Raw genomic sequence first — 22977 nt, 5'->3', positions numbered from 1 at the left:
CGCCAATCCTACGAAGCGCTGCCAATCGGCTGTGGAGCAGGCGAGCTCAGGCGGGTTCGGCTGACGTTCGCTCCGGCGCGGTCCGCTCGGTGGGTACGACCGTGATGTTGATGCGCACCTGCCGGACACCCTCGGGCAGGTCCTCATCGGCCCGCCGGTCGAACTTGTCGAGTTCGGCCTGCAAAGCCTTGGTGACCGCGAGGGTCTCCGGCAACGTGAGGTAGAAGCCGGTACCGGCAATGGTCATCGCGTCGTCCCAGTCACCACGGACCGAGTCGTCGGCGTTGAGCCAGGCTTGGATCTCGCTGCGCTGACGATCGAGTATCCGGTCGATGAGCAGGGTTTCGCCGGCGATCGAGGCGTGGGGTTCTGTCGACTGGATGCGCAGCCCACTCCCGGCCGCCTCCCAGGGCCGCTCGCGCCCGTCGTCGGTGGCTTCCGACCTCCGGATGATGCCCCACTTCTCCAGCGCCCTGAGGTGATAGCTCATCGCGCTTGCCGACAACCCGGCGATCTCGGCGCATTCGGTCGCGGTGAGCCGGCGACCGGAGAAGAACTCGTCGATAACGGCCAGCCGGGCGGGGTGCGCCAGGGCCTTGATCGCCCGTGGGTCGGTCAGCACGACCGGCTCCGGTCGAGTTCTCCCTTCGCTGGCGGGCGGGTTCTCGGGTTCTCGGTCTGTCGACGGGGCCGGCATGGGCCCAGCGTAATGCGCCGGAAAGGCTTGACTCGGGAAAGTATGAAGTATTACCTTCGAAGTATGTCCTTCATACTTTCCGCTCCCTCAGCCCGCTCGACGACCACGGACACCGCCCCGGCTCCGGCCGCCGCTCCCGTTGCCCCATCCACGCGCCGACGTCGCTACCGATTCGGTCGGGCGCCCAATGCGTACCCAGCCCGGTCCGACGGGTACTACGCCATGTACTGCGCCACATCGCCCAGCCTCGTGCAGCACCTGTCCCGCTGACCGATCCGGTCAGAACGAGGCGCCGAACGCCGTCGCCGCCAGGAGACCCAGCAACTCCGACGGGTCACGCTCGTAACCGCGCTGACCGAACCAGGCACAGATGTTGCGGCAATCCCGCTCCAGAAAGTCGAGACCCGACGGATTGGCGACGATGTCGACCACCTGCGGCAGATCGATGAGGACCAGCCGCCCGTCGTGGACGAGCACGTTGTAGGCCGATAGGTCTCCGTGCGCCTGGCCGAGGGTGGCCAGCCCCCGCATGGCCTCGGTGATCTGCCCGAACCAGTCCACCAGCTCCGTCCTGCTGGGGCGGGTCTGGGCCAGACGGGGCGCCGCGACCCGGTCCGATCCGACGAACTCCATCAGCACCTCGGTCCCATCCACTTGGACGGGGTAGGGCACCGGCAGGCCTCGCTGCCACAACCGGCAGAGCGCCGTGAACTCGGCCGCGGCCCACTGACCCGCCAGCACCTGGCGGCCGTAGGCGGTTCGGTTGGCGATCGCGCGCTGATCCCGGCTGCGCCGAACGGTGCGACCTTCGAGGTAGCCGGCGTCGCGGTGGAAGTTGCGGTGCTCGGGCTCCCGATAGCGCTTGGCGGCAAGCACCACGGAATCGGCCGGACCAGCGCGTCCGACGGTATCGGGCACCGCACGCTCGATCAGGAAGACATCCGCTTCCTTGCCCGTCTTGAGGATGCCGAGTTCGGTGTCCAGGGCGGCGTCGGAGGTGACCAGCCACTGGGGTCGTGGTTCGGGGCCGCGGGCCCCCTTGACGACCGCGGACCAGGTGGACCAGCGCTGGCCTTCACCGGGCTCCACGGCGTACTGGAACGAGAACGGCGCGCAGGTCGGGTCAAACAGGGGTAGCTCGTGTGACAAGTCGTCGAAAGACAACGCGTGTGCTCCTCGGATGACGAGGCGCGTGCCGGACTCGACGAGTTAGCTGAGCGCCCCGGAAGGGTGGGGGACGAGTACGGTCCCCGAGGACTCGATAGACATCTCGACGCCTCCTCCACATCCGGGCCCTGCGCCAGGCAGGGCGGGGGCATTCAAGCCGGTAGTTAGCTGGGCACCCAACTGGGCGGGAGTGCTCCGGACAGCACTATGCCGGGGTCCAAGGACCCCGGCAAGTGAATTACGAACGGTCAGGCCGACTTCTCGCGCGGCGCCTCGACCTCGGTACGCGGAACCAAGGTCGGGTACACGTGCTCCAGGACCGTCTCCTTGGTGATGAGCACCTTGGCGACGTCCTCGCGTGAGGGAACCTCGTACATAGCCGACTGGAGAACTTCCTCCATGATGGCGCGCAGGCCACGAGCACCGGTGCCCCGCTTCACGGCCTGGTCGGCGATGGCTTGCAACGCGTCGTCGGAGAACTCGAGTTCGACGCCGTCCAGCTCGAACAGCCGCGCGTACTGCTTCACCAGCGCGTTCTTGGGCTCGGTGAGAATCTGTACGAGGGCGTGGCGGTCGAGTGGCCGCACCGAGGTGATGACCGGCAGCCGGCCGATGAACTCGGGGATCAGGCCGAACTTCATCAGGTCCTCGGGCATGACCTCGCCGAATACGTCGCGGGTCTCCTGCTCGAACTTGGTCTTCAGCTCGGCGCCGAAACCGAGCCCCTTCTTACCGACTCGGCCCTCGATCAACCGGTCGAGACCGGCGAAGGCGCCGCCGACGATGAACAGCACGTTCGTGGTGTCGATCTGAATGAACTCCTGATGCGGGTGCTTGCGACCACCCTGGGGCGGAACCGCGGCCGACGTGCCTTCGAGGATCTTAAGCAGAGCCTGCTGCACGCCTTCACCCGAGACGTCACGGGTGATGGACGGGTTCTCAGCCTTGCGGGCGATCTTGTCGACCTCGTCGATGTAGATGATCCCGGTCTCAGCTCGCTTGACGTCGTAGTCGGCGGCCTGGATGAGCTTGAGCAGGATGTTCTCGACGTCCTCACCGACGTACCCGGCCTCGGTGAGCGCGGTGGCGTCGGCGATGGCGAATGGGACGTTCAGCATCCGCGCCAGGGTCTGGGCCAGCAGCGTCTTGCCGGAGCCGGTCGGGCCCAGCAGCAAGATGTTCGACTTGGCCAGCTCGACGCTCGAGTCGGCGCGCTTGCCGGTGCTTTCGCCGCCGGCCTGGACGCGCTTGTAGTGGTTGTAGACGGCGACCGCCAGGGTGCGCTTGGCATCGTCCTGGCCCACGACGTACTGGTTGAGGAACTCGCGGATCTCGGTCGGCTTGGGCAGCTCGTCGAAGCTGAACTCCGTCGACTCGGACAGCTCTTCCTCGATGATCTCGTTGCAGAGATCGATGCACTCGTCACAGATGTAGACGCCGGGACCGGCAATCAGCTTCTTGACCTGCTTCTGACTCTTCCCGCAGAAAGAGCATTTGAGCAGATCGCCGCCATCGCCTACCCGAGCCACTCGGTGACCGTCCTCTCGTGGTGTGTCCGCCGCGGACCTCGCACCGTGTCACGGTGTCCGTCCTGTTGTCCTGCTGTGGTGCAGACGTGCTGTCGTGCTGTCGTGCTGGCAATCCCATGCTCTTATCGGAGGGCTGGACCGCCGAATGAGCATCAGAGCCATCCTGAACGCCGCACACCCGCCTCCGCACGGAGCAGCGCTAGTGAAACGCTACCTCGTGGGAGGCGATAAGTCGCTCCTTTAGCCGCGTGTCCGGGTTCGGAGCAATCCGGGCGACGACGTGGGGTGTGACTGGTGTGGACGGTGTGACTGCTGGGCCGAGCCACGTACCAGGTCCTGGCTCAGTCGTTGGCGATCTTGCGCGAGGTGATCACCGAGTCGACGATGCCGTAGTCCTTGGCCTGGTCGGCGGTCAGGATACGGTCGCGCTCGATGTCGAGCTTGACCTGCTCGACGGTCTGGCCGGTGTGCTTGGCCAGAATCTCCTCCAGCAGGGTGCGCATCCGGATGATCTCGTTGGCCTGGATCTCCAGGTCGGTCACCTGGCCCTGGCCCTCGCCGGAAGGCTGGTGGATCAGCACGCGGCTGTGTTCGAGCGCGAAACGCTTGCCCTTGGTGCCGGCAGCCAGCAGCACAGCGGCAGCCGAGGCGGCCTGGCCCATGCAGTAGGTCTGAATCTCGGGCCGGACGTAGCTCATCGTGTCGTAGATCGCGGTCAGCGCCGTGACCGAGCCACCGGGGGAGTTGATGTAGATCAGGATGTCGCGATCCGGATCGGTCGACTCCAGGCAGATCAGCTGAGCGATGACGTCGTTGGCCACGACGTCGTCGATCGGAGCGCCCAGGAAGATGATGCGTTCCTCGAAGAGCTTGTTGTACGGGTTGGATTCCTTCATCCCGTAGTTGGTGCGCTCGATGAATGACGGCAGGACGTACCGGCTGCTGGGAGCGGCCGGCGCGGTGCCGTAGGGCGAGACGTGACCGCCCGGGGTGTAGAGCTGGCTCATGTTGCTGTCTCTCCCTTACGCGGGGGCCGGAGCGTTGCCGGCCGCCATCTGGCCCACGCCGCTGACGACGTGATCGACAAATCCGTATTCGAGCGCCGCGTCAGCTGTGAACCAGCGGTCGCGCTCGGAGTCGGCCTGGATACGCTCGAGCGTCTGGCCGGTGTGCTTGGCGTTGAGCTCGTTCATCTGGGCCTTGGTCAACTTGAACTGCTCGGCCTGGATCGCGATGTCGGAGGCGGTGCCGCCGATACCGGCCGAAGGCTGGTGCATCATGATCCGGGTGTGCGGCAGGGCGTAGCGCTTGCCGCGCGCGCCGGCGGTGAGCAGGAACTGCCCCATCGAGGCCGACAGCCCGAGCGAGTACGTGGCGATGTCGCATTCCACGAACTGCATCGTGTCGAAGATGGCCATTCCCGCGGTCACGGAACCACCGGGCGAGTTGACGTACAGGTTGATGTCTCGGGTCGAGTCCTCCGCGGACAGCAGGAGCAGCTGAGCGCAGATCTGGTTCGCGATGGTGTCGTCGACGGGCTGGCCGAGGAAGATGATCCGCTCGCGAAGCAGCCGGTCATAGACCGAGTCGTTGAGGTTCATGCCGGTGCCGGCGCTGCGGGACTCGATCAGGCGGGTGGGCTGCGCCGCTTGGCGCTGCCGATCTTCGAAGCTCACGAGTATTCCTTCCTGCTGGGACGTGCTGCTGGGACGTGCTGCTGGGACGTGCTGCTGGGACGTGCTGCGGTGACGTTGCTGTGATGACTACTTCGACCCTAACGGCACGGGCGGGCCCGGGTATCCCCGGACCCGCCCGCGTTCGCTCAGGGCGTTAAGGCTCAGTGCTCGTGATCGCCGTGCTCGTGATCGCCGTGGTCGTGATCGCCGTGGTCGTGATCGCCGTGGTCGTAGCCGGCGGGCTCGGCGTCGGTCAGCTCGTCCAGTTCGGCCTGACCCTCGGGCGTGGTCAGTGCCGACAGGTCGACGGGGTTGCCGGACTCGTCGGTCACCTTGGCCGACTCCAGCACGGTCGCCAGGGCCTTGTTCCGGCGGACGTCGGCGACGAGCGCCCCGATGTTGCCGGCCTGCACGATCTGGTCGGCGAACTCCTGGGGGGCCATGCCATAACGCTGGGCCTGCCGCACGATGTACTCGGTCAGTTCGGCGTCGGAGACGGAGACCGCCTCGGCGTCGGCGATCGAGTCCAGGATGAACTGCGTCTTGACCGACTGCTCGGCCACCTCGCGCAACTCGGCCGTGAACTCGTCCTTGGTCTTACCCTCGGACTCCAGGTACTTGGCGAAGGCGTCATCGTCGTGGTTGAGCTGGTGGACGACGTCGTGCTCGCGCCAATCGATCTCGGCCTGGACCGATGACTCGGGCAGCGGCACCTCGGTGCGCTCGACCAGCAGTTCGAGGACCTTGTCACGGGCCTCGGCACCCTGTCCCAGGACCTTCACCCGGCCGAGCCGTTCGGCCAGGTCGGCACGAAGCTCGTCGATCGTGTCGAATTCCGAGGCCAGCTGGGCGAACTCGTCGTCGGCCTCGGGCAGCTCCCGGACCTTGACGGAGTTGACGGTGACCGTGATGTCGGCGTCCTCGCCGGCGTGATCACCGAAGGCCAGCTTGGAGGCGAAGGACGCGCTCTCCCCTGCTGACTTGCCGATGATCGCCTCATCGAGGCCCTCGATCAGGTTGCCGGAGCCGACTTCGTAGGACAGGCCCGCGGCCGAGCCACCCTCGACGTCCACGCCGTCGACGCTGGCGTTGAGGTCGACGGAGACGAAGTCACCGCTCTCGACCGAGCGCTCGACGCCGGTGAGGGTGCCGAAGCGGGCGCGCAGCGCGTCGAACTGCTCGGCGATCTCCTCGTCACTGACCTGGGCGTCGGCCACCGTGACGGCCAGGCCGTCGTAGGCCGGAACCGTGATTTCCGGACGGACGTCGACCTCGGCGGTGAAGGCCAGCTCGCTGTTGTCCTCGAGCTTGGTGACCTCGATGTCCGGCTGCCCGAGCGCCTTGACGCCGGCCTCTCGGACGGCCTCGGAGTACACCTTCGGAAGCGCCTTGTTGATGGCTTCTTCCAAGACTGCCGCACGCCCCACCCGCTGATCGATGATGCGGGCCGGAACCTTGCCGGGACGGAAGCCGGGGACGCGAACCTGCGCTCCGATGGCCTTGTAGGCGTCGTCCAGACTGGTCTTCAGCTCGTCAAAAGGCACCTCGACCGCGAGCTTCACGCGGGTCGGGCTCAGGTTCTCGACGGTGCTCTTCACGATGTGCTCTTCGCTCCTTGCGCGATCTGTCGCGACCGCGGTTGCGGCCGGGATTTCTGGTGCGGTCGAACTGGTCGGGGTGACAGGATTTGAACCTGCGACCCTCCGCTCCCAAAGCGGATGCGCTACCAAGCTGCGCTACACCCCGGCGCGTGTCGTCATTCTCGTTCCAGGCGCGGCGAGCTGCCGGGACGAGACACGTTCCGAGTAAGGAAGTGTACGGGGGTCACGAGCAGTGCCCGCCACACGCTAGGCTATCTGCGCAGTTACCGGCGTCGGCCGGACTCCAGTAGCCGTACTGGATCCCCCGATTTCGGACATTGCGGGCGTAGCTCAATGGTAGAGTCACAGTCTTCCAAACTGTATACGCGGGTTCGATTCCCGTCGCCCGCTCCACATTTCGAAGACGCCCAGCCGAAGACCCCGCAGCCCCGCCGCGGGGTCTTCCGCGTTCCATCGATCGTTCCGTGAACTCGACGCGTCGGGAACCGACGCTGGCTACCGCTCTTGCGGCCATCAGCTGTTCCGCGTGCGGAAAGTCGTGCGGAAAGTCGTGCGGTAAAACGTGCGGAAAGCACGTGCGCCAAGTAGGGCGCCGGCCCGTCAGCCGCCTCTCGGCGAGTGGCCGCTCGTAGCGGCAGAAGGTGAGGCCCGGGGGCATGTACCGGACCGGCACTGCTCTCAACCGACCGGGTCCGGAATCCATTCCACGTCCGCGCGCTCGTTGAGGTTGCCCTCGTTGCGGGCAACGAGGGCAACCTCAACGACAGATGGCCCGCAACGAGGGCAACCTCAACGCCGAAAGGCGAGCAAGATGGGCAACGTCACGGCTGTGCCGGGCGGCCTGAATGCGGAGGCTGACATGTATGACCTCGCCGAACCGGTGCGCCGGTGGCTCGACGCCGGTGCGATGCCGCGCCTGGTTCTGCTCGTACGTGCGACGGGTTTCAGCAGCGTGGACCCGGTCGCGGCTCTCGCCGTGGTCCCCGGGGCTCCCCCGGCCGGACGGCTGCTCCAGGGGGCAGCCGAGCAACGACTCGTCGAGTGGCTGGAAACGGTCGAGGACGGCTTGCGGGAATTCAGCATCGCCGACGAGCAGGCCGGTGAAGTCGGTCTCTCCTGCGGCGGAACGGCGCTGCTCCTCGTCGTGGCGGCCAGCAGCCTCGACGGGCGGCTCTGGCCGCTGCTGTCCGAGGGCCAGCCCTGCTGCCTGGTCACCGAGATACGCGGCGGGCGCATCACGCGCAGCTCGCTCCACACCCCCGACACCCTGACCGTCAACCATCACGCGGACGTGCTGGGCCGTCTCGTCGCGCGCGGGACCAGCGCGAGCACGGTCGTCGAGGACGGCGAGGGCCAGCAGGTCTTGATCGCGTTCTGGCCCACCCCGAGGCTCATCGTCGCCGGCGACGGACTGATCGCCGATGCCCTGGCCTCGGTCGCCGCGCTGCTGGGCTGGTACGTGAGCACGGTCGATGCAGCCGCAACCGCGGCGGCGGACCTGCCCTCGGCTCGCCGAGGCGATGCCGTGATCGTGCTCAGTCATGACCTGGAGTTCAGCGGACGAGCACTCCAGCAGGCCCTCGGCGGGCCGGCCAGCTACGTGGGCGCGCTGGGCTCACGGCGAACTCAGCAGCGCCGCCGCGATTGGCTGGCCGAACACGGGATGTCCACCGACACCATCACACAGATCCGTGGCCCGGCCGGGCTGGACATCGGAGCGCTCAGCCCCGCTGAGATCGCCGTCTCGATCCTGGCCGAGGTGCTCTCGGTCCGCTCGGGCACCCCGGCCGTGCCGCTGAGCCAGCGCGATGGCGCGATCCACCGCAACGGCCCGAACGCCGCGCCGCCGCGCTACCCGGTCTACTGATCTCCACCGCGACGCCCAGCCCGGGCGGCGGTATAACTCAGTCCCATGACGGCCGCGCGGACCAGCACCGTTCCCCTCGACCGGTTCGGTCAACTGCCCGAGCCGCCCGGGCCCCGATGGCCGGTGTCCGTCCAGACCGTCCTGTTCGGCAAGTACCGACACCGGCTGATGCCCGCACTCAGGCGGCGCCACGGCGATGTGGTGATGCTGCGAATCGCCCCGCACCGCCGGCGGCTCATCCTCCTGTCGCGTCCCGAACACATCAAGGAGGTCTTCTCCGGTTCGTCAGAGGTGTTCCACGCCGGTGAGGGCAACGCCATCCTGGGCCCGATCATGGGGGCTCAGTCGGTACTGCTGCTGGACGAAGCCGACCACCTGCGGATGCGGCAACTGTTGATGCCGGCCTTCCACGGTGCCGCGCTGCGGGGGTACCGCGACCTGATCAGCGAGATCACCCGCACCCAGGTGGCGTCCTGGCCGGTGGGCCGACCGATGTCGATGCACCGGCACATGCAGTCGCTCACGCTGGAGGTCATTCTCAAGGTGGTCTTCGGTGTCACCGAGGCGGATCGGCTGAGCCGGTTGCGACCGGTGGTCGGACGGGTCCTGGAGCTCAGCCCGATCCTCATGCTGGGCTGGTTCTACCCACGGCTGCGCTCGGTTCCTCCGTGGCGCGGCTTCTCCGAGATCCAGCGCGAGCTGGACGCGCTTCTCTACGCCGAGATCGCGGACCGCCGCCTGGTGACGGACCTGGACGCGCGAAGCGACGTTCTTTCCCGGATGCTGCGGACCTCGCGTGCCGCGCAGGTGAACGACGACGTGACACCGCTCACCGACACCGAACTGCGCGACAACCTCGTCACACTGCTGCTGGCCGGCCATGAGACCACCGCGACGGCCCTGGCCTGGGCGTTCTACGAGCTCGCCCGCGAGCCGAAACTGCAAAGACGCGCGGCGCAGGCAGCCGGGCGGCACGAGGACACCTACCTGCAGGCCGTCGCGCGGGAGGCGATGCGGCTGCACCCGGTCATCTACGAGGTCGCCCGGCGTCTGACCACCGACATCGAACTCGGCGGTTTCCGTATCCGCCGGGGCAGCACGGTGATGCCGGCGATCGGCCTGGTCCAGGCCGACCCGAATTTGCACCGGGACCCGGCGACCTTCGATCCGGAGCGTTTCCTGGCCCGGCAAGCGGCCGCCAACACCTGGATCCCGTTCGGAGGCGGCATCCGGCGCTGCCTCGGAGCGGGTTTCGCCGAGCTCGAGGCGACGATCGTGCTGGAACAGGTGCTGTCGCGTTTCGAGCTGGCTCCCGGGCGGCGGCGGCCCGAACATCCCCGAGCCCGCAACATCACGCTGGCGCCGTCGGCCGGGGCGCGGCTCGTGCTGCACGAGCGCTGAACGAGCAGCCGACGCTTCAGCACACCCCGGCAAGCGCTGGCCGACGCGTCAGCGCAGTGGACTGCGACGCACCACGACGACCGTGCGGTCATCGTCCTGTTTGGCGGGTACGTGCTCGATGAGATGGCGCGCCGCACCCGTCCAGACGTCGCGGTTGGCGAGCCCTTCGACCGCGTCCTTCAGCCGGAGCAGCCCGGCGTCGATGTCACGGGTCCGATCCTCGACGACCCCGTCGGTGTACAGAAACAGGGCTTCGCCTTCGGCCAGGGTCGAGGCGTCGGAGACGACGGTGAGGCTCGGCAGCACTCCGAGCACGGTCCCGGCGGCCGGCGAGGTGCGCCAGGTCGGCTCGGCGAGCGGGCGGTAGTGCAGCGCCGGCGGGTGGCCGGCGACCCGCAGCTGGTACTCCCCCGACGCCAGGTCCACGACGAGGTAGACGGCTGAGGCAAAGCCCAGGGACCACTGTTGGCGAGCTAGGTAATCGTTGGCGGCGGGGAGGAACTCGTCCGGAGGAATCGAACCGAGCAGACCGCCGACGGCTCCGGACAAGAGCAGGGAACGCGGTCCGGCGGCGATGCCGTTGCCGGAGACATCGACGACGGCCAGGTGCAGCACGCAACGCCCGTCCACCGTGACGAGTCGGTTGGAGACGAAGTCACCGGAGATGGCCGCACCGTCGGCGGCCCGCTGTTGAACCTCCACCGTCCAGCCCCGTGGCAGCTCAGGAAGCTGCGACTGGACGAGCAGACGGTCGCGGATCAGCGAGATGACCTTCTCCGCACTCATCTGGCGAAGTCCCAGGCGATCGCGGCGCCGGGCTTGAGCGACCGCCACCCCGAGCGCGATGCCGATCATCGCGAAACCCGACACCGAGAGTTGGCCCGGATTGAGACCGTGCACCCTGAACACCACGGCCAGGCAGAGGACGACGCCGGCAGCGACCACAAGCATCCCGCGGGTGGTCAACAACAACGAGGCCAGCACGATCACGATGACGACGACACCCGCGACCTTGATCTGGCGGTTGTTGTCCGCGATGGACCAGGCGGTTCCCAGCACCAACGCCACAAGCAGCAGGACGACCTCGAGCTTCTCCGCCGGACGGCGAGGTGTGCGCAATCGGCGCAACGCCTCCTGCCATGCCGGAGTCTGGGTTGGAGAAGTCATGGTGCCGATCAAGCTACCTTCCGGCGGCAGCTCGGGCGCCGTGTTCCGCGGTGGCTCGGTTCCAAGCCGGAGCCACCGTTGACCTCGCGACGGTGCAAGGATGCAGCTGTGGTCACTGATGGCGCGGACGCGGTGAGGTCGGGTTCGCCACGCCGCCGGCGGCGCCGGGGTATCGATCCGGGCGCCCCGGCGCAGGAGGCGCCGCTCGCGCCCATCGCGGGGCGGGACACCACGCCACCCCGCAACACCGCGCCACCCCGCAACACCGCGCCACCACGGAACACCACACCAGCACGAACGAACACACCACCACGCGACAGCACGCCAGTGCGGGGCAACTCTCCGTCGAGGGACTCCGAGCGCGGCGAGCGCACCGACCGGACCTGGCGCGATCTGGCCGGGACGGCCCCATCGCAGGTCGGCCCCTCCGGCGCGCTGCGGGCCCGCGACGTCGCCCGACCCTCGGACGCCGAGCTGGCCCAGGCCGAGACCGACGTAATCATCGTCAGACGGCAGTGGCGCCCCCCGACCGACGGCGACTGACCACCTCCTGCTGACCAGCGGCGGCCTGACCAGCGGCCGTCCGGCGACGAGCCCTGATGCCGGACCGTTCAGCCGGGCAAGGACCCCGACCGCTCGTATTCGGCGACCATGTCGATACGTCGCTGGTGACGCGGATCCTGCGAGAACGGCGTCTCGACGAAGACATCGGCGATGGCGAGGGCCTCACTGGTCGTGTGCATTCGCGCGCCTAGGCCCAGCACGTTGGCATCGTTGTGCTGACGGGCGAGTTCGGCGGTGTCGTGGTCGTAGGCCAGGGCCGCTCGCACACCCTTGACCTTGTTCGCCGCGATCTGTTCGCCGTTGCCGGAACCACCGATCACGATTCCGAGCGACCCAGGGTCGCCCACCACTCGTTCGGCGGTGTCGATGCAGTACGGCGGATAGTCATCGCCGGCGTCGTAGACCTCTGGGCCGCAGTCGAGGACGTCATGACCGGCGGCTCGCAGGTGTTCCATCAGCGCGCCCTTCAGCTCGAAACCGGCGTGGTCACTACCCAGGTAGACGCGCATACCGCACATGATGCCAAGAGTTGGCAAGCGCACAATGCGGGGGTGCTGATCGCCGGAGTCCAACCCGTGATGCTCGTACTCGGGGCGGTCGCGGCCTGGGGCTACCTGCGCCGAGCGCGGCGCACACCCGGCGGCTGGCCCTGGTCCCGCTCGGCGTCGTTCCTGCTCGGCATCCTGCTCGTCCTGGCTCTGACGTGCGGACCGGCGGGCCATCGCGCCGAACAGCTGTTCTGGTTCTGGCTCAGCCAATCGCTGGCGCTGTTGCTCATCGCACCGCTGCTGTTGATGGGTGGCCAACCCCTGCAGCTGTTCTCCGGGACGGCCGAAACCTGGTGGCGCGACCCGCGCTGGGCCCGTCCCCGCAGAGCTGTCGCCTCCCCGGTCCTGGGTGCTGGGCTGGTTCCGCTGACATGCGCGGCGCTGCTGTTCGGCCCGGTTCCCGGCTGGTCGATCGGGGTTGCGGGCGTCGGGTGGATCACCCAGCTGCTGTTGCTGGGCCTCGGGCTGGTGGTCGCCTACCCGCTGATCGCGATCGACGACACGCTCACCTCGACCGCCCTCGGACTGGCGGTGGGGATCGGCCTGGTCGAGCTGCTCCTCGACGCCGTTCCGGGCATCGTGATGAGGCTGTCCACCCATCCCGTCACGAACTTCTTCGACTACCGGCATCCGGTGGCCGGCCAGCCGTCCTGGCTGCACGACCAGCAGATCGCCGGCGCAACCCTGTGGTGCGTGGCCGAGTTACTCGACCTGCCGTTCCTGATCCTGATCTTCCGGCGATGGATCTCCGCCGACGAGCGCGAAGCGGTTTTCATCGACGCGAGCCTTCCGGACCCGGGCGGAGCGGAAGACAGCCGGCCCTGGTTCATGTCCGACCCTCAGCTGCGGGACCGGTTCCGCTGACCGCGGCCGCTCAGCGGCGGGGACGGTCCGGGCTGATCGGGCCGCTGGACCCGCTGGAGCCAGTGGGACTGCCGAAGACGAAGGCGCCGGAGTCATCGCGCTGCAACCGATGCTCGGCGATGACGCATCGAGTAGGAATAGCGGCATACACATGGGGAAAGTCCTCACCCATGCCGTAGAGGTCCTCCTCGACGACGTCTTCGTCCAGCGTCGCCGCATCGACCTCGAGCACGATGAGGTCGCGGCGGTCGGCGTAGAGGTGATTGGCCGTCGCGGCCACCTGTTCGGCGTGTGAGAAGTGCACGAAACCGTCGGTGGCCAGGCTCTCGGGTGCATAGCGCCCGACCTCACAGGCCGCGCGCCACTCGGGCTCGGAGATGATGTGGAAGATGGTGAACACCCCGACGATGATTCCAGCTCGGGCGGTCGCGGAGGAGACCTGATGCGTGAACTCGCCGCAGGGGTCTACGTGTGCAGCCATGAGAGCTTTGCGCTCAACACCGGCCTCGTGGTCGGCACCGAGCGCGCCCTGGTCATCGACAGCCGCGCCAGCGCGGCCCAGGGACGGCAGTGGCTGGCCGAAATCCGGACAGTGACGTCACTGCCGCTGGTCGTGGTCAACACCCACGCTCACCTGGACCACTTCTTCGGCAACATCGCCTTCGCCGAGGACGATCCCGAGGTGGAGATCTGGGCGCACCGATCAGGCCTGGCCGAGATGGTGTCCTCCGGCGAGGACCAGCGGGAGTTCTGGGCCGGCGAGGCGGTACGAGCGGGTCGGCCCGAGCTGGCCGCGGAGTTGGCCGAGACCGAGTTGATCATGCCGAATCGGGTGACCGACCTGGCGCAGCGGATCGAACTGGGCGGGCGCGGGGTGTGGTTGAGCCATCTGGGCGCCGGTCACACCGACCATGATCTCGTCATCGATCTGCCCGGAGTCGTCTTCGCGGGTGACCTCGTCGAGCAGGGTTCGCCCCCGGCCTTCGAGGACGGTTACCCGCTGCAGTGGCCGGACGCCGTATCCGCCCTGCTGCAGCTGGGTCGCCCGCTCATCGTGCCGGGCCACGGCGACGTCGTCCACGAGGCCTTCGTCCGGGCTCAACGTGACCAACTCGGGCGAGTGGCCGAGGTTGTTCGCCTGCGCCTGGCCGGCCACCCGAAAGCCGATGAGCTCGACTACGTCGGGTGGCCGGCGTCCACGCTGGACACCGCCTTCGGGCGTCCGCTGAGCGCGCCGTGACCGGTCCGCTGGGCCGGCCATGACCGGCCATTGAGCCGGCCGTGACCGGGTCGCTGAGCGCGGCTCAGCCGGGGACGGTCAGTCGAACTGAGGGGACTCCGTCCGGGTGCGCTTGAGCTCGAAGAAATAGGGGAATTCGGCGACGAGCCGGGTGCCGTCCCAGAGCTTGAGCGCAGCCTCGCCGCGCGGAATCCGGGTGAGCACCGGACCGAAGAACGCGGTGCCGTCGACGTGGAAGGTCGGCGTGCCGACGTCCATACCCACCGGGTCCATGCCGCGGTGGTGGGAGGCGTTGAGCTCATCGTCGTACTGGGTGGACTCGGCCGCGTCGGCCAGATCCTCCGGCAGTCCGACCTCGGTGAGCGCCTCCACGTACAGCTCGCGGTCGAACTCCCGGCCCTGGTTGTGCCGACGCGTTCCCAGAGCGGTGTACAGCTCGCGCAGCACGCCGTTGCCGAATCGCTGCTCGGCCGCGATGCAGATGCGCACCGGACCCCACCCGCGCTCGAGCAGTTCGCGGTACTGGTCGGGCAGGTCGTCGCGACCTGAGTTCAGCAGTGACAGCGACATCACGTGGAAGCTCAGATCGATGTCACGGTGCTTCTCCACCTCGAGGATCCAGCGGGAGGTCACCCAGGCGAAGGGGCAGAGCGGGTCGAAAAAGAGCTCGACCTTCGGGGCAGACTCGGAGGCGGAGGCAGGTGCCGGCTCAGCGGTCGATTCGGGGGCCATTTCGGTTGTCGCAGAGGTCATGGTCGCAGCCTATTCTGGTGAAGACGTGAAAGAATAACTTCTGATCTTGTCGAACAATTCTCGAAGGAGCGGCATTCCGTGCCCGATGACGTGCGCAGCGAATCCAGCGTGACCGAGCGAGTAGACGCCAACACCGTCCCGGTCCCGAACCTCACCAGGGAAGACGCCCGCCAGCGAGCCGGGCTCCTGCGCGTCGAGTCCTACGACGTCACGTTGGACCTGACCGACGCCGACGGGGGCCCGAGCGAGCGGATCTTCCGCTCCCGCACCGTCGTGACCTTCGCAGCCGACAAGCCCGGGGCTTCGACCTTCATCGACGTCGTCGCGGAACGATTCCACGAGGTCAGCCTCAACGGGACTCCGATCGACGTGTCGGGCTACGAGCCGGACGAGGGCATCGTGCTGCCGGGCCTGGCCGCGGACAACGTGCTCGTTGTCGACGCCGACCTGCTCTACACCACGATCGGCCAGGGCCTGCACCGGTTCGTCGACCCGGTCGACGACGCGGTGTACCTCTACACCCAGTTCGAGACGACCGACTCCAAGCGCATGTACGCCTGCTTCGACCAACCGGACCTCAAAGCGACGTTCAGCCTGCACGTGACCGCTCCCGCGGCGTGGACCGTCGTGTCCAACGGCGCGGTCGAGACCGTCGAAGACGACGAGGAGACCAAGACCGTCCACTTCACCACCACCCCGCGGATGAGCACCTACATCACCGCTCTGGTGGCCGGGCCCTACCACGAGGTGCGCGATCATCACGACGGGATCGACCTCGGCCTGTTCTGCCGTCGCTCGCTGGCCCAGTACTTCGACCCGGACGAGATGTTCACCGTCACCAAGCAGGGTTTCGACTGGTACCACGAGAACTTCGGGGTCCGCTACGCCTTCGGCAAGTACGACCAGCTCTTCGTCCCGGAGTTCAACGCCGGCGCGATGGAGAACGCCGGGTGCGTGACCTTCCTGGAGGACTACGTCTTCCGCAGCCGCGTCACCGACGCCCGCTACGAGCGACGCGCCGGGACGATCCTGCACGAGATGGCCCACATGTGGTTCGGCGATCTGGTGACGATGAAGTGGTTCGACGACCTCTGGTTGAACGAGTCGTTCGCCGACTGGGCGGCGACCCAGTCCCAGTCGAGCGCTACCCGGTGGAAGAACTCCTGGACCTCGTTCACCAACCTCGACAAGACCTGGGCCTACCGGCAGGACCAGCTTCCGTCCACTCACCCGATCGCGTGCGAGATCCCCGACGCGGAGGCGGTCGAGGTCAACTTCGACGGCATCACCTACGCCAAGGGCGCGTCGGTGCTCAAGCAGCTGGCGGCCTACGTCGGTCTCGACGAGTTCCTCGCCGGCGTGCGCAAGTACTTCGCCGACAACGCCTACGGAAACACCACGCTGCCGGACTTCCTCGCGGCCCTGAACGCCACCTCCGGACGCGAGTTGTCCGATTGGGCCAAGGTATGGCTCGAGACCTCCGGACTCAACACCATCACCCCGCACTACACCGTCGACGCCGACGGCCGGTTCAGCAGCTTCACCCTGATCCAGGACGCGCCGACCGTCACCGCCAAGGACAACGTCCTGCGCCCGCACCGGCTTGCGGTCGGGTTGTACAACTACGACGACGACGGCCAACTCGTCCGCACCAAGCGGGTGGAGCTGGACCTGACCGGCGAACGCACCGAAGTCGCCGAGCTGATCGGAGAAAGCCGGGCCGACTTCGTCCTGGCCAACGACGACGACCTGACCTACTGCAAGCTCCGCTTGGACGAGCGGAGTCTGGCCACGCTGCGCGCCGGCGGCTTGGGCGCCCTCACCGACTCGCTGGCGCGCGCGGTGTGCTGGGTCGCCGCGTGGGACATGGTGCGCGACGGCGAGCTGGCCACCCACGACTACTTGGACCTCGTCATCGCCGGTGCACCCAGTGAGACCGAGATCGGCGTGGTCCAGTCCGCTCACCGACAGCTGCTGCGAGCGCTGCAGATCTACGCCGATCCGGCGTGGGCTGCGACCGGGCGCGAACGGTTCGCCGACGTGGCGATCGACGCGGCCCGCTCGGCCACCGCGGGCTCGGATCACCAGCTCGCCTGGGTGCACGCGGTCATCGGCGCCGCGACCACCGCCGAGCAGACCGAGTTCCTGTCCAGCCTGTTCGACGGCCGGACGACCCTCGACGGATTGTCGATGGACACCGACCTGCGCTGGGCCCTGGTGCAGGCGCTGGTTGCCCGTGGCGCGCTCGGCGTCGAGGCGATCGACGAGCAGGCCGCGGCCGACAAGACCGCCGCCGGCGTACGTGCTGCGGCCACCGCTCGGGCGCTCATTCCCACCCGTGAGGCCAAGGAGGCCGCGTGGCATGCGGTCTTCTACGACGACTCACTGTCCAACGCCGTCATGCGGGCCACGCTCGGCGGGTTCAGCCACCCCTTGCAGGGTGAACTGATCGCGCCCTTCGGGGAGCGCTACTTCACCGACGCCGCCTCGGTCTGGGCGCGCCGGACGTCAGAGATGGCCCAAGATGCGGTCGTCGGACTGTTCCCGTCCTGGTCGTCGACCATCACCGACCGAATCGTTGAACTGGCTGACGAGTTCCTCGCCGACACCAGCCGGCCGGCTTCCCTGCGGCGACTCGTGTCCGAGGGACGTGCCGATGTGGTCCGCGCGCTCAAGGCCCGCTCGGTCGACGCCGGGTAACGCTCCCCCACCCCCGTCGACGTTGCCCTTGTTGCACGCCCTCTCACGTTGAGGTTGCCCTTGTTGCGTGCAACAAGGGCAACCTCAACGGATCAGGTTCGCAACAAGGGCAACGTCAACGTCAGGAAAGCCAGGTCGGGCGCAGCGGGAAGCTGGCGTTGCCGCCGTCGGCGACCCTGACCGCCAGCACCTGGTGAAGCTGGATGCCGTTGGTCTCGAAGCCCAGACGCGACCCGGCCATGTACAGACCCCAGACCCGTGCGGTCGCCTCACCGACCTCCGCGACGCAATCGTCCCAATTACGTTCGAGGTTCTCGCACCAGTACTTCAGCGTCAGCGCATAGTGTTCACGAAGGTTTTCCTCGTGCCGCACCTCGAGACCGGCGTTCTGCGCCTCGGCGATGATGCGGCCCGAGCCGGTCAGCTCACCGTCAGGAAAGACGTAGCGGTCGATGAAGTACCCGGGCAGGGCCCGCTGCTTGTTGTCCGGACGGGTGATGCAGTGGTTGAGCAGCCGACCACCGTCGCGAAGTTTGTCCTTGATGAAGCCGAAGTAGGCGGGGTAGTTGCCGACCCCGACGTGCTCCAGCAACCCGATCGAGGAGACCGCGTCGTAGTTCTCCCCGGGCGCGTCGCGGTAATCCGAGTGCCGGACCTCGGCAAGATTCTGCAGCCCTTGACGCTCGATCTCGGCCCGGGCCCACTTCGCCTGCTCGGCCGACAGGGTCACTCCCAGCGTCTTCACGCCGTAGTGCTTGGCCGCGTGCCGCACCATGCCGCCCCAGCCACAGCCGATGTCGAGCAGGGTCATACCGGGTTCGAGCCCGAGCTTGCGAGCGACGAGATCGAACTTCTCCTCCTGGGCCTCCTCCAGGCTGGCGTCGGGCTTCGGGAAGACCGCGCAGGTGTAGGCCATCGACGGTCCGAGCACCAGTTCGTAGAAGGCGTTGGAAACGTCATAGTGATGATGGATCGCCTCGGCGTCACGCGTACGCGAGTGCCGAAGTCCCTCGACCGTGCGCCGCCACCGAGGCAACGACTCCTGCTCGGGCGGTTCCGGCGGCACCAGATTGCGCAGGCCGAGTGCCTTGACCAGCTCGGTCGCCTCCTTCGGCGTGGGCCGACGAAAGCGCCAGTCCCCCAGCACTCGCAGCGCCTCGTACGGATCTCCGGGATGCGCGCCGTCCAGGGTGAGATCGCCGCTGACGTAGGCGCGCGCCAAGCCGAGGTCACCAGGGGCGGTGGCCAGGTAGCGCAGGCCACGCTCGTTGTGGAGGTGCAATTGGATCTGCGCGTCTGCCGGTCCGAAACTCGACCCGTCGTAGGCACTGAAATGCAGCGGCGGATCCGTCACTGTCAGCAGCTGTGCAATCTCGGCGATTTTCATCGACGCCCCACCGCTTTCTCATACATTCCGGTCAATCGATGTCCGGGGTCGTAGCTGTCCTTGAGTTCGCGATACACCTCGCCCCCGTACAGGGCGTCGAAGCTCGCTCGTTCGTAGTAAGCGTCGGAGTACAGGGATTTGTGCCCGTTCACCCGGGCCACCGCATCCTCGATCAGCCGATTCATGTCGCCGTCGCGCTGTCCATCGGCAATGACGACGGTGCCCCAGAAGCCGACGTTGACGTAGATTTCTCCCGGTTCCAGGGGGTATAGGGGCCATGCCGTAGTCGGCGTCTTAGCTGCGTCGTAGAGCTTGAGCGGGCACAGCCAGACCGGTGACATGGGGACGTTGTCCGCAAACCATCGCAGAAATTCGGGCGTGCGGTCCAGCGGAATTTCCACGTCCTGCACGACTCGTTCACGGGCTCCGATGCCCTTGAGCCGATCGAGCCTGGCGCCGACGTGGACCTTCTGATCGAAGCCCAGCAGTTTGTGGTAGACGTCGCTGCGCCGGTATCTCGCCGGCCAGAGCCGACGCAAGATCGGGTTCTGCGCGCCGAAGGCGCCCGAACACCAGAACCAGTCGGTGTCCCAGCGCCAGAGATAGTCCTTGGTGCTGAGCAGGTCGCGGCTCCGCTCGCGCACGGAGCGGAAGTACACCTGCTGGCCGGTGTAGTCACTAGCGCGGTCGGTGTCCGCCTCCCGGGGCCAGTCCACGAAGCGGCCCAGAGTCAGGTAGGTCTCCTTCGGCCCGAACATCACGCCGTCGAGGAACTCGACCTCCTCGCCGTCCCAGCTTCGCTTGGACGCGATGGTGCCGATCGCGGAAGCAACGTCGTCGAGATCGTCGAAGCGCACATGCCTCAGCGCGACGTAGGCCTTCACCGGTTGCAGCGCGATCTGCAGGCGCACGGCGTAGCCGAGACTGCCGTAGGAATTCGGAAAACCGCGAAACAGGTCAGGATGTTGCGTCGGGCTCGCGGTCACGATCGTGCCCGCGCCGGTGAGCACGTCGAGTTCGAGTACTGACTCGTGAGGTAAACCGTTGCGGAAGGAGGAGGACTCGATGCCCAGCCCAGTGACCGCGCCGCCGAGCGTGATGGTGCGCAATTGCGGCACCACGAGCGGCATCAGCCCGTAGGGCAGCGTGGCGTCGACCAGATTCTCGTAGGTGCACATGCCCTGGACGTCGGCCGTGCGCGCCTCGGCGTCGACCGAGATCACCCCGTTCAGGCCGGCTACATCCAGGCCGGCCGCCGGCAGAGCCGTGCGCGGCCGGAACAGGTTGGACGTACGTTTGGCCAGGCGTACCGGCTGACCGGCGGGGATTGCCTCATAAGAGGCCCGCAGACGCGCAACGGCGGCCTGGTGGCGCTGTGGATCAGTGATGAGGGCGGACATCGGCGTCAGCCTATACAAGAGGTGTTTCGTCTGGCTAACGACCCTGGCATCTCGCCCCCGGGCCGAGTGTTGCCCGAGTGTTGGCGGCGGGTTGGCCGTGTGTTGGCCGCGTCAGGCCCGACCCGAGCGCCGGCCACCGCGCGACCGGACCGCAACGGGCGGCGGCGAGATCAGGCCTCGCCTGCCGCGTCAGCCAATTGGCGCAGACCGTTCACGATTCCGCCGGTCAGGTCACCGTTGACGAACGAGGCACGCATCGCCAGTGCCGCGAGACCGGCGATCCGGTTCGGAATGCGTTCGGCGGAGCGACCGCCGGTCACGATCTCCAACCGGCGCTGCCCGGGCGAGATGGCCAGCAGCACCGGCGCCTCGTGCTTGTCGGCAAGCTTGGCGAACAGCGCTTCGGCGGCCTGGCGGGGATTGCCCACCAACTGGCCCACAAAGACCGAGAAGGTCAGGCCGGTCTCGAGCGAGGCAAGGGTCAACGCCTCATCGATGCGCGACAGCTGCGCGGGCTTGAAGGGGCGATCGGGGGTGCTTTCGGGCCTGCGGGCAACCGTGAATTCCTTCTGCTGGCCCGCAACGATCAGGTCACCACTCACCGCTGGCACCCCCAGAGGCGACGGTCGGATGGGTCACGGTCGAGCCGGTCAGCGCGAGCCGTGCTCCCGCCTCGGCACCGCCGGAAGCGTGCAGCTCGGACACCGGGCCGTTGTGGGCCGGGTGGGGCAGATACCAGACCGGCGCGAAGTTCCACTCCGAACCTGGCCGGTATCGCGGGGCCCGCACCGAGCCGGGGCCGAGCACGATCGCGGCGAAGACGGCGAACGTCCCCGCCGGGATGCCCACGAAAACCAGCACCGTCTGCACGATGCTCATACGCGTCCTCCTGCTGGATCGGCCCTGCGTGAGCCCTACTCTGCCCCACACGATATCGAGGTGGTCATTGCTCCCAGATCGGCGGGTGCCGATGCGCCCACGGAGCGACAGACTCAATCTGCGCGCACAGGGCCAGCAGCGCCGCCTCGCCGGCCGGTCGGCCGACCAACATGACCCCAACGGGCAGTCCCTGCGGGGTCCAGTGCAGCGGAAGGCTGGCCGCCGGCTGGCCGCTGGCGTTGTAGACAGCGGTCCACGGCGTGAACATCTTCTGCCGGCGGAAGTCCTCAGCCGGGTCGACCGGATCGTCGGCGGTGCCGCAGAACCAGCCGACCGGCCTCGGTGTCTGGGCGAGGGTGGGCGTGAGGATCGCGTCGAAACCGGCGGTGGCTTGAATCTGCTGACGGCTCACCATGGTCAGGACGCCGAGCGCCGCGGTGTAGTCCGGTCCGCTGACTCCTCGACCCCGCTCTCGCAGGTAACGGGTGAGCGGACGCAACTCCGCTTCCCGTGCCGGGTCGATCGGGGCACCGTGGGACGCGACCGCCCAGACGGTCTCGAAGGCGTCGATCGTGTACGCCGGGATGGGCAGGTCGATCTCGTGGACCTCGTGCCCCAATTCGCCGAGCAGGACGGCGGCTCGTTCCCAGGCCAGCCGGCACTCGTCCTCGACTACTGCCCCGGGGATCGGCGGGGCGATGTAGCGGCCGATCCGCAGGCGACCGGGTTCGCGATCGCACGAGCCCAGGAAGGTCTCGCCCTTGGGCAACGGCGGTGCCCAGGTCGGGTCACCGGGCTGGGGCACAGCGGTTGCGTCCAGGAAGGCAGCCGCGTCCCGAACGGTCCTGGCCAGCGGCCCGAGCACAGACAACCCCGAGGTCTCGGCGTCCAGCGGACCGCGGGAGATACGTCCTCGCGCGGGCTTGAGCCCGAACAGCCCTGTCACGCTCGCCGGAATCCGGATCGAACCACCGCCGTCGGAACCCTGCGCGATCGGCACGAATCCCGAGGCGACGGCCGCGGCTGCCCCGCCGGAGGACCCGCCGGCCAGCCGGGTCGGGTCCCAGGGTGTGCGGACCGGCGGGCCGATGTCGGTCTCGGTGTAGCAGGGCAGGCCGAGTTCGGGCGTCGCCGTCTTGCCGAGCGAGATCGTTCCGGCTTGGCGCAGCAGCTCGACCACGGTGTCGTCGATCGGCGGGACGAAATCAGCGAAGACAGCGGACCCGAGCTTGGTGGCGACGCCAGCCGTGAGGTTGAGGTCCTTGATGGCGATGGGCACCCCGTGCAGCGGCGGGAGATCATCAACGCCGGCGGCGAGTTGACGCTCCGCTGCACGCGCCTGATCTCGGGCGCGCTCGGCCGTCACCGTGGTGAAGGCCCCGATCTGCTCGTCCAAACGCTCGATCCGGTTGAGGTAGTGCTCGACGAGTTCCACTGGGCCGACCTGCCGGGTGCGGACGGCAGCGGCGGCTTCCAGTGCGGTCAGCTCGTGTAGTTCGGCCATGCAGGCAACCTAGCGGGCCGGTACGACGGTTCG

The 22977-nt window shown here is 67.7% G+C and carries 22 protein-coding genes and 2 tRNA genes; 8 read left to right on the top strand and 16 right to left on the bottom strand.

The window, feature by feature from the left end:
• Positions 1 to 46: 46 nt before the first annotated feature.
• Positions 47 to 622 carry an ArsR/SmtB family transcription factor gene (locus M6D93_RS06590; protein WP_249773561.1) on the bottom strand — a complete coding sequence of 192 codons (576 nt, stop codon included), beginning with the start codon at positions 620 to 622 and terminating at the stop codon, positions 47 to 49.
• A gap of 138 nt (positions 623 to 760) precedes the next feature.
• Here M6D93_RS06590 and M6D93_RS06585 point away from each other — a divergent pair, with 138 nt between their 5' ends.
• The gene (locus M6D93_RS06585; RefSeq protein ID WP_249773560.1) at positions 761 to 967 is read left to right on the top strand and encodes a hypothetical protein; all 207 of its coding nucleotides are present in this window, start codon (positions 761 to 763) and stop codon (positions 965 to 967) included.
• A 9-nt stretch (positions 968 to 976) separates the two neighbouring features.
• Here M6D93_RS06585 and M6D93_RS06580 read toward each other — a convergent pair whose 3' ends face one another.
• From M6D93_RS06580 to M6D93_RS06555, 6 genes are all read right to left on the bottom strand, one after another.
• Entirely contained in the window at positions 977 to 1861 is an 885-nt protein-coding gene (locus tag M6D93_RS06580) for a serine protein kinase RIO (protein WP_249773559.1), read from the bottom strand.
• Positions 1862 to 2112: 251 nt separating this feature from the next.
• Positions 2113 to 3393, bottom strand: coding sequence for an ATP-dependent Clp protease ATP-binding subunit ClpX (gene clpX / locus M6D93_RS06575; protein ID WP_249773558.1), 1281 nt, complete (start codon positions 3391 to 3393; stop codon positions 2113 to 2115).
• A 341-nt stretch (positions 3394 to 3734) separates the two neighbouring features.
• Positions 3735 to 4400: an ATP-dependent Clp protease proteolytic subunit gene (locus tag M6D93_RS06570; protein ID WP_283818650.1), complete on the bottom strand. Its 666-nt coding sequence runs from the start codon at positions 4398 to 4400 to the stop codon at positions 3735 to 3737.
• 15 nt (positions 4401 to 4415) lie between these two features.
• Positions 4416 to 4994 carry an ATP-dependent Clp protease proteolytic subunit gene (locus M6D93_RS06565; RefSeq protein WP_249774178.1) on the bottom strand — a complete coding sequence of 193 codons (579 nt, stop codon included), beginning with the start codon at positions 4992 to 4994 and terminating at the stop codon, positions 4416 to 4418.
• Between the two features lie 236 nt (positions 4995 to 5230).
• Positions 5231 to 6667, bottom strand: a complete 1437-nt coding sequence (tig, locus tag M6D93_RS06560; protein WP_249773557.1) for a trigger factor — start codon at positions 6665 to 6667, stop codon at positions 5231 to 5233.
• Positions 6668 to 6738: 71 nt separating this feature from the next.
• A tRNA-Pro gene (locus tag M6D93_RS06555) sits at positions 6739 to 6815 on the bottom strand.
• A gap of 174 nt (positions 6816 to 6989) precedes the next feature.
• Here M6D93_RS06555 and M6D93_RS06550 point away from each other — a divergent pair.
• From M6D93_RS06550 to M6D93_RS06540, 3 genes are all read left to right on the top strand, one after another.
• Positions 6990 to 7063, top strand: a tRNA-Gly gene (locus M6D93_RS06550).
• A 418-nt stretch (positions 7064 to 7481) separates the two neighbouring features.
• Entirely contained in the window at positions 7482 to 8537 is a 1056-nt protein-coding gene (locus tag M6D93_RS06545) for an XdhC family protein (RefSeq protein WP_249773556.1), read from the top strand.
• A gap of 45 nt (positions 8538 to 8582) precedes the next feature.
• Positions 8583 to 9938, top strand: coding sequence for a cytochrome P450 (locus tag M6D93_RS06540; RefSeq protein ID WP_249773555.1), 1356 nt, complete (start codon positions 8583 to 8585; stop codon positions 9936 to 9938).
• A 48-nt stretch (positions 9939 to 9986) separates the two neighbouring features.
• On the opposite strand, the gene M6D93_RS06535 is transcribed toward M6D93_RS06540, so the two are convergent.
• The gene (locus M6D93_RS06535; RefSeq protein ID WP_249773554.1) at positions 9987 to 11105 is read right to left on the bottom strand and encodes a PP2C family protein-serine/threonine phosphatase; all 1119 of its coding nucleotides are present in this window, start codon (positions 11103 to 11105) and stop codon (positions 9987 to 9989) included.
• A gap of 108 nt (positions 11106 to 11213) precedes the next feature.
• Between M6D93_RS06535 and M6D93_RS06530 the strand changes: the two genes are divergently transcribed.
• On the top strand, positions 11214 to 11648 hold the full coding sequence (locus M6D93_RS06530) for a hypothetical protein (protein WP_249773553.1): 435 nt from the start codon (positions 11214 to 11216) through the stop codon (positions 11646 to 11648).
• A 68-nt stretch (positions 11649 to 11716) separates the two neighbouring features.
• Here the strand turns inward: M6D93_RS06530 and M6D93_RS06525 are convergent, their stop codons facing one another.
• Positions 11717 to 12178, bottom strand: a complete 462-nt coding sequence (locus M6D93_RS06525) for a ribose-5-phosphate isomerase (RefSeq protein ID WP_249773552.1) — start codon at positions 12176 to 12178, stop codon at positions 11717 to 11719.
• Positions 12179 to 12220: 42 nt separating this feature from the next.
• On the opposite strand from M6D93_RS06525, the gene M6D93_RS06520 reads away from it, so the two are divergent.
• The gene (locus M6D93_RS06520) at positions 12221 to 13081 is read left to right on the top strand and encodes a cytochrome c oxidase assembly protein (RefSeq protein WP_249773551.1); all 861 of its coding nucleotides are present in this window, start codon (positions 12221 to 12223) and stop codon (positions 13079 to 13081) included.
• Positions 13082 to 13091: 10 nt separating this feature from the next.
• Here the strand turns inward: M6D93_RS06520 and M6D93_RS06515 are convergent, their stop codons facing one another.
• Positions 13092 to 13562, bottom strand: coding sequence for a DUF952 domain-containing protein (locus M6D93_RS06515; RefSeq protein WP_249773550.1), 471 nt, complete (start codon positions 13560 to 13562; stop codon positions 13092 to 13094).
• On the opposite strand from M6D93_RS06515, the gene M6D93_RS06510 reads away from it, so the two are divergent.
• Complete coding sequence (locus tag M6D93_RS06510) at positions 13524 to 14321, top strand: MBL fold metallo-hydrolase (RefSeq protein ID WP_249773549.1); 798 nt, start codon at positions 13524 to 13526, stop codon at positions 14319 to 14321. The two genes, M6D93_RS06515 and M6D93_RS06510, sit on opposite strands and share 39 nt — an antisense overlap.
• Positions 14322 to 14399: 78 nt before the next feature.
• On the opposite strand, the gene M6D93_RS06505 is transcribed toward M6D93_RS06510, so the two are convergent.
• Positions 14400 to 15053 (bottom strand): mycothiol-dependent nitroreductase Rv2466c family protein, encoded by a 654-nt coding sequence (locus tag M6D93_RS06505; RefSeq protein ID WP_347343561.1) that lies wholly within the window; start codon positions 15051 to 15053, stop codon positions 14400 to 14402.
• Positions 15054 to 15152: 99 nt separating this feature from the next.
• On the opposite strand from M6D93_RS06505, the gene pepN reads away from it, so the two are divergent.
• Complete coding sequence (gene pepN, locus M6D93_RS06500; protein WP_249773547.1) at positions 15153 to 17774, top strand: aminopeptidase N; 2622 nt, start codon at positions 15153 to 15155, stop codon at positions 17772 to 17774.
• Positions 17775 to 17895: 121 nt separating this feature from the next.
• Here the strand turns inward: pepN and M6D93_RS06495 are convergent, their stop codons facing one another.
• The 5 genes from M6D93_RS06495 to M6D93_RS06475 all read right to left on the bottom strand — a co-directional run bounded on the left by M6D93_RS06495 (position 17896) and on the right by M6D93_RS06475 (position 22944).
• Positions 17896 to 19161, bottom strand: coding sequence for a class I SAM-dependent methyltransferase (locus M6D93_RS06495; protein ID WP_249773546.1), 1266 nt, complete (start codon positions 19159 to 19161; stop codon positions 17896 to 17898).
• Positions 19158 to 20561, bottom strand: coding sequence for an FAD-binding oxidoreductase (locus M6D93_RS06490; RefSeq protein WP_249773545.1), 1404 nt, complete (start codon positions 20559 to 20561; stop codon positions 19158 to 19160). The genes M6D93_RS06495 and M6D93_RS06490 overlap by 4 nt, the downstream gene beginning before the upstream one ends.
• Before the next feature lie 170 nt (positions 20562 to 20731).
• Positions 20732 to 21163 carry a DUF5130 family protein gene (locus tag M6D93_RS06485; RefSeq protein WP_249773544.1) on the bottom strand — a complete coding sequence of 144 codons (432 nt, stop codon included), beginning with the start codon at positions 21161 to 21163 and terminating at the stop codon, positions 20732 to 20734.
• Positions 21153 to 21440 (bottom strand): aa3-type cytochrome oxidase subunit CtaJ, encoded by a 288-nt coding sequence (gene ctaJ, locus M6D93_RS06480; protein WP_249773543.1) that lies wholly within the window; start codon positions 21438 to 21440, stop codon positions 21153 to 21155. The genes M6D93_RS06485 and ctaJ overlap by 11 nt, the downstream gene beginning before the upstream one ends.
• Before the next feature lie 64 nt (positions 21441 to 21504).
• On the bottom strand, positions 21505 to 22944 hold the full coding sequence (locus M6D93_RS06475; protein WP_249773542.1) for an amidase: 1440 nt from the start codon (positions 22942 to 22944) through the stop codon (positions 21505 to 21507).
• Between the last annotated feature and the right edge of the window lie 33 nt (positions 22945 to 22977).

It is taken from the genome of Jatrophihabitans telluris (assembly GCF_023516435.1).
GTDB classification, from domain to species: domain Bacteria; phylum Actinomycetota; class Actinomycetes; order Mycobacteriales; family Jatrophihabitantaceae; genus Jatrophihabitans_A; species Jatrophihabitans_A telluris.
Note: the sequence above shows the minus strand (reverse complement) of the source record. Positions and strands in the feature narration are given on the sequence as shown.

What these genes read in the sequence shown, in the direction of transcription:
- M6D93_RS06515 (WP_249773550.1), bottom strand. Translation starts at nt 13,562, where the DNA reads ATGGCTGCACACGTAGACCCCTGCGGCGAGTTCACGCATCAGGTCTCC.
- ctaJ (WP_249773543.1), bottom strand. Translation starts at nt 21,440, where the DNA reads ATGAGCATCGTGCAGACGGTGCTGGTTTTCGTGGGCATCCCGGCGGGG.
- M6D93_RS06545 (WP_249773556.1), top strand. Translation starts at nt 7,482, where the DNA reads ATGGGCAACGTCACGGCTGTGCCGGGCGGCCTGAATGCGGAGGCTGAC.
- M6D93_RS06570 (WP_283818650.1), bottom strand. Translation starts at nt 4,400, where the DNA reads ATGAGCCAGCTCTACACCCCGGGCGGTCACGTCTCGCCCTACGGCACC.
- M6D93_RS06525 (WP_249773552.1), bottom strand. Translation starts at nt 12,178, where the DNA reads ATGCGCGTCTACCTGGGTAGTGACCACGCCGGTTTCGAGCTGAAGGGC.
- M6D93_RS06510 (WP_249773549.1), top strand. Translation starts at nt 13,524, where the DNA reads ATGCGTGAACTCGCCGCAGGGGTCTACGTGTGCAGCCATGAGAGCTTT.
- M6D93_RS06565 (WP_249774178.1), bottom strand. Translation starts at nt 4,994, where the DNA reads ATGAACCTCAACGACTCGGTCTATGACCGGCTGCTTCGCGAGCGGATC.
- M6D93_RS06540 (WP_249773555.1), top strand. Translation starts at nt 8,583, where the DNA reads ATGACGGCCGCGCGGACCAGCACCGTTCCCCTCGACCGGTTCGGTCAA.
- M6D93_RS06495 (WP_249773546.1), bottom strand. Translation starts at nt 19,161, where the DNA reads ATGAAAATCGCCGAGATTGCACAGCTGCTGACAGTGACGGATCCGCCG.
- M6D93_RS06535 (WP_249773554.1), bottom strand. Translation starts at nt 11,105, where the DNA reads ATGACTTCTCCAACCCAGACTCCGGCATGGCAGGAGGCGTTGCGCCGA.
- M6D93_RS06475 (WP_249773542.1), bottom strand. Translation starts at nt 22,944, where the DNA reads ATGGCCGAACTACACGAGCTGACCGCACTGGAAGCCGCCGCTGCCGTC.
- M6D93_RS06585 (WP_249773560.1), top strand. Translation starts at nt 761, where the DNA reads ATGTCCTTCATACTTTCCGCTCCCTCAGCCCGCTCGACGACCACGGAC.
- M6D93_RS06490 (WP_249773545.1), bottom strand. Translation starts at nt 20,561, where the DNA reads ATGTCCGCCCTCATCACTGATCCACAGCGCCACCAGGCCGCCGTTGCG.
- M6D93_RS06505 (WP_347343561.1), bottom strand. Translation starts at nt 15,053, where the DNA reads ATGGCCCCCGAATCGACCGCTGAGCCGGCACCTGCCTCCGCCTCCGAG.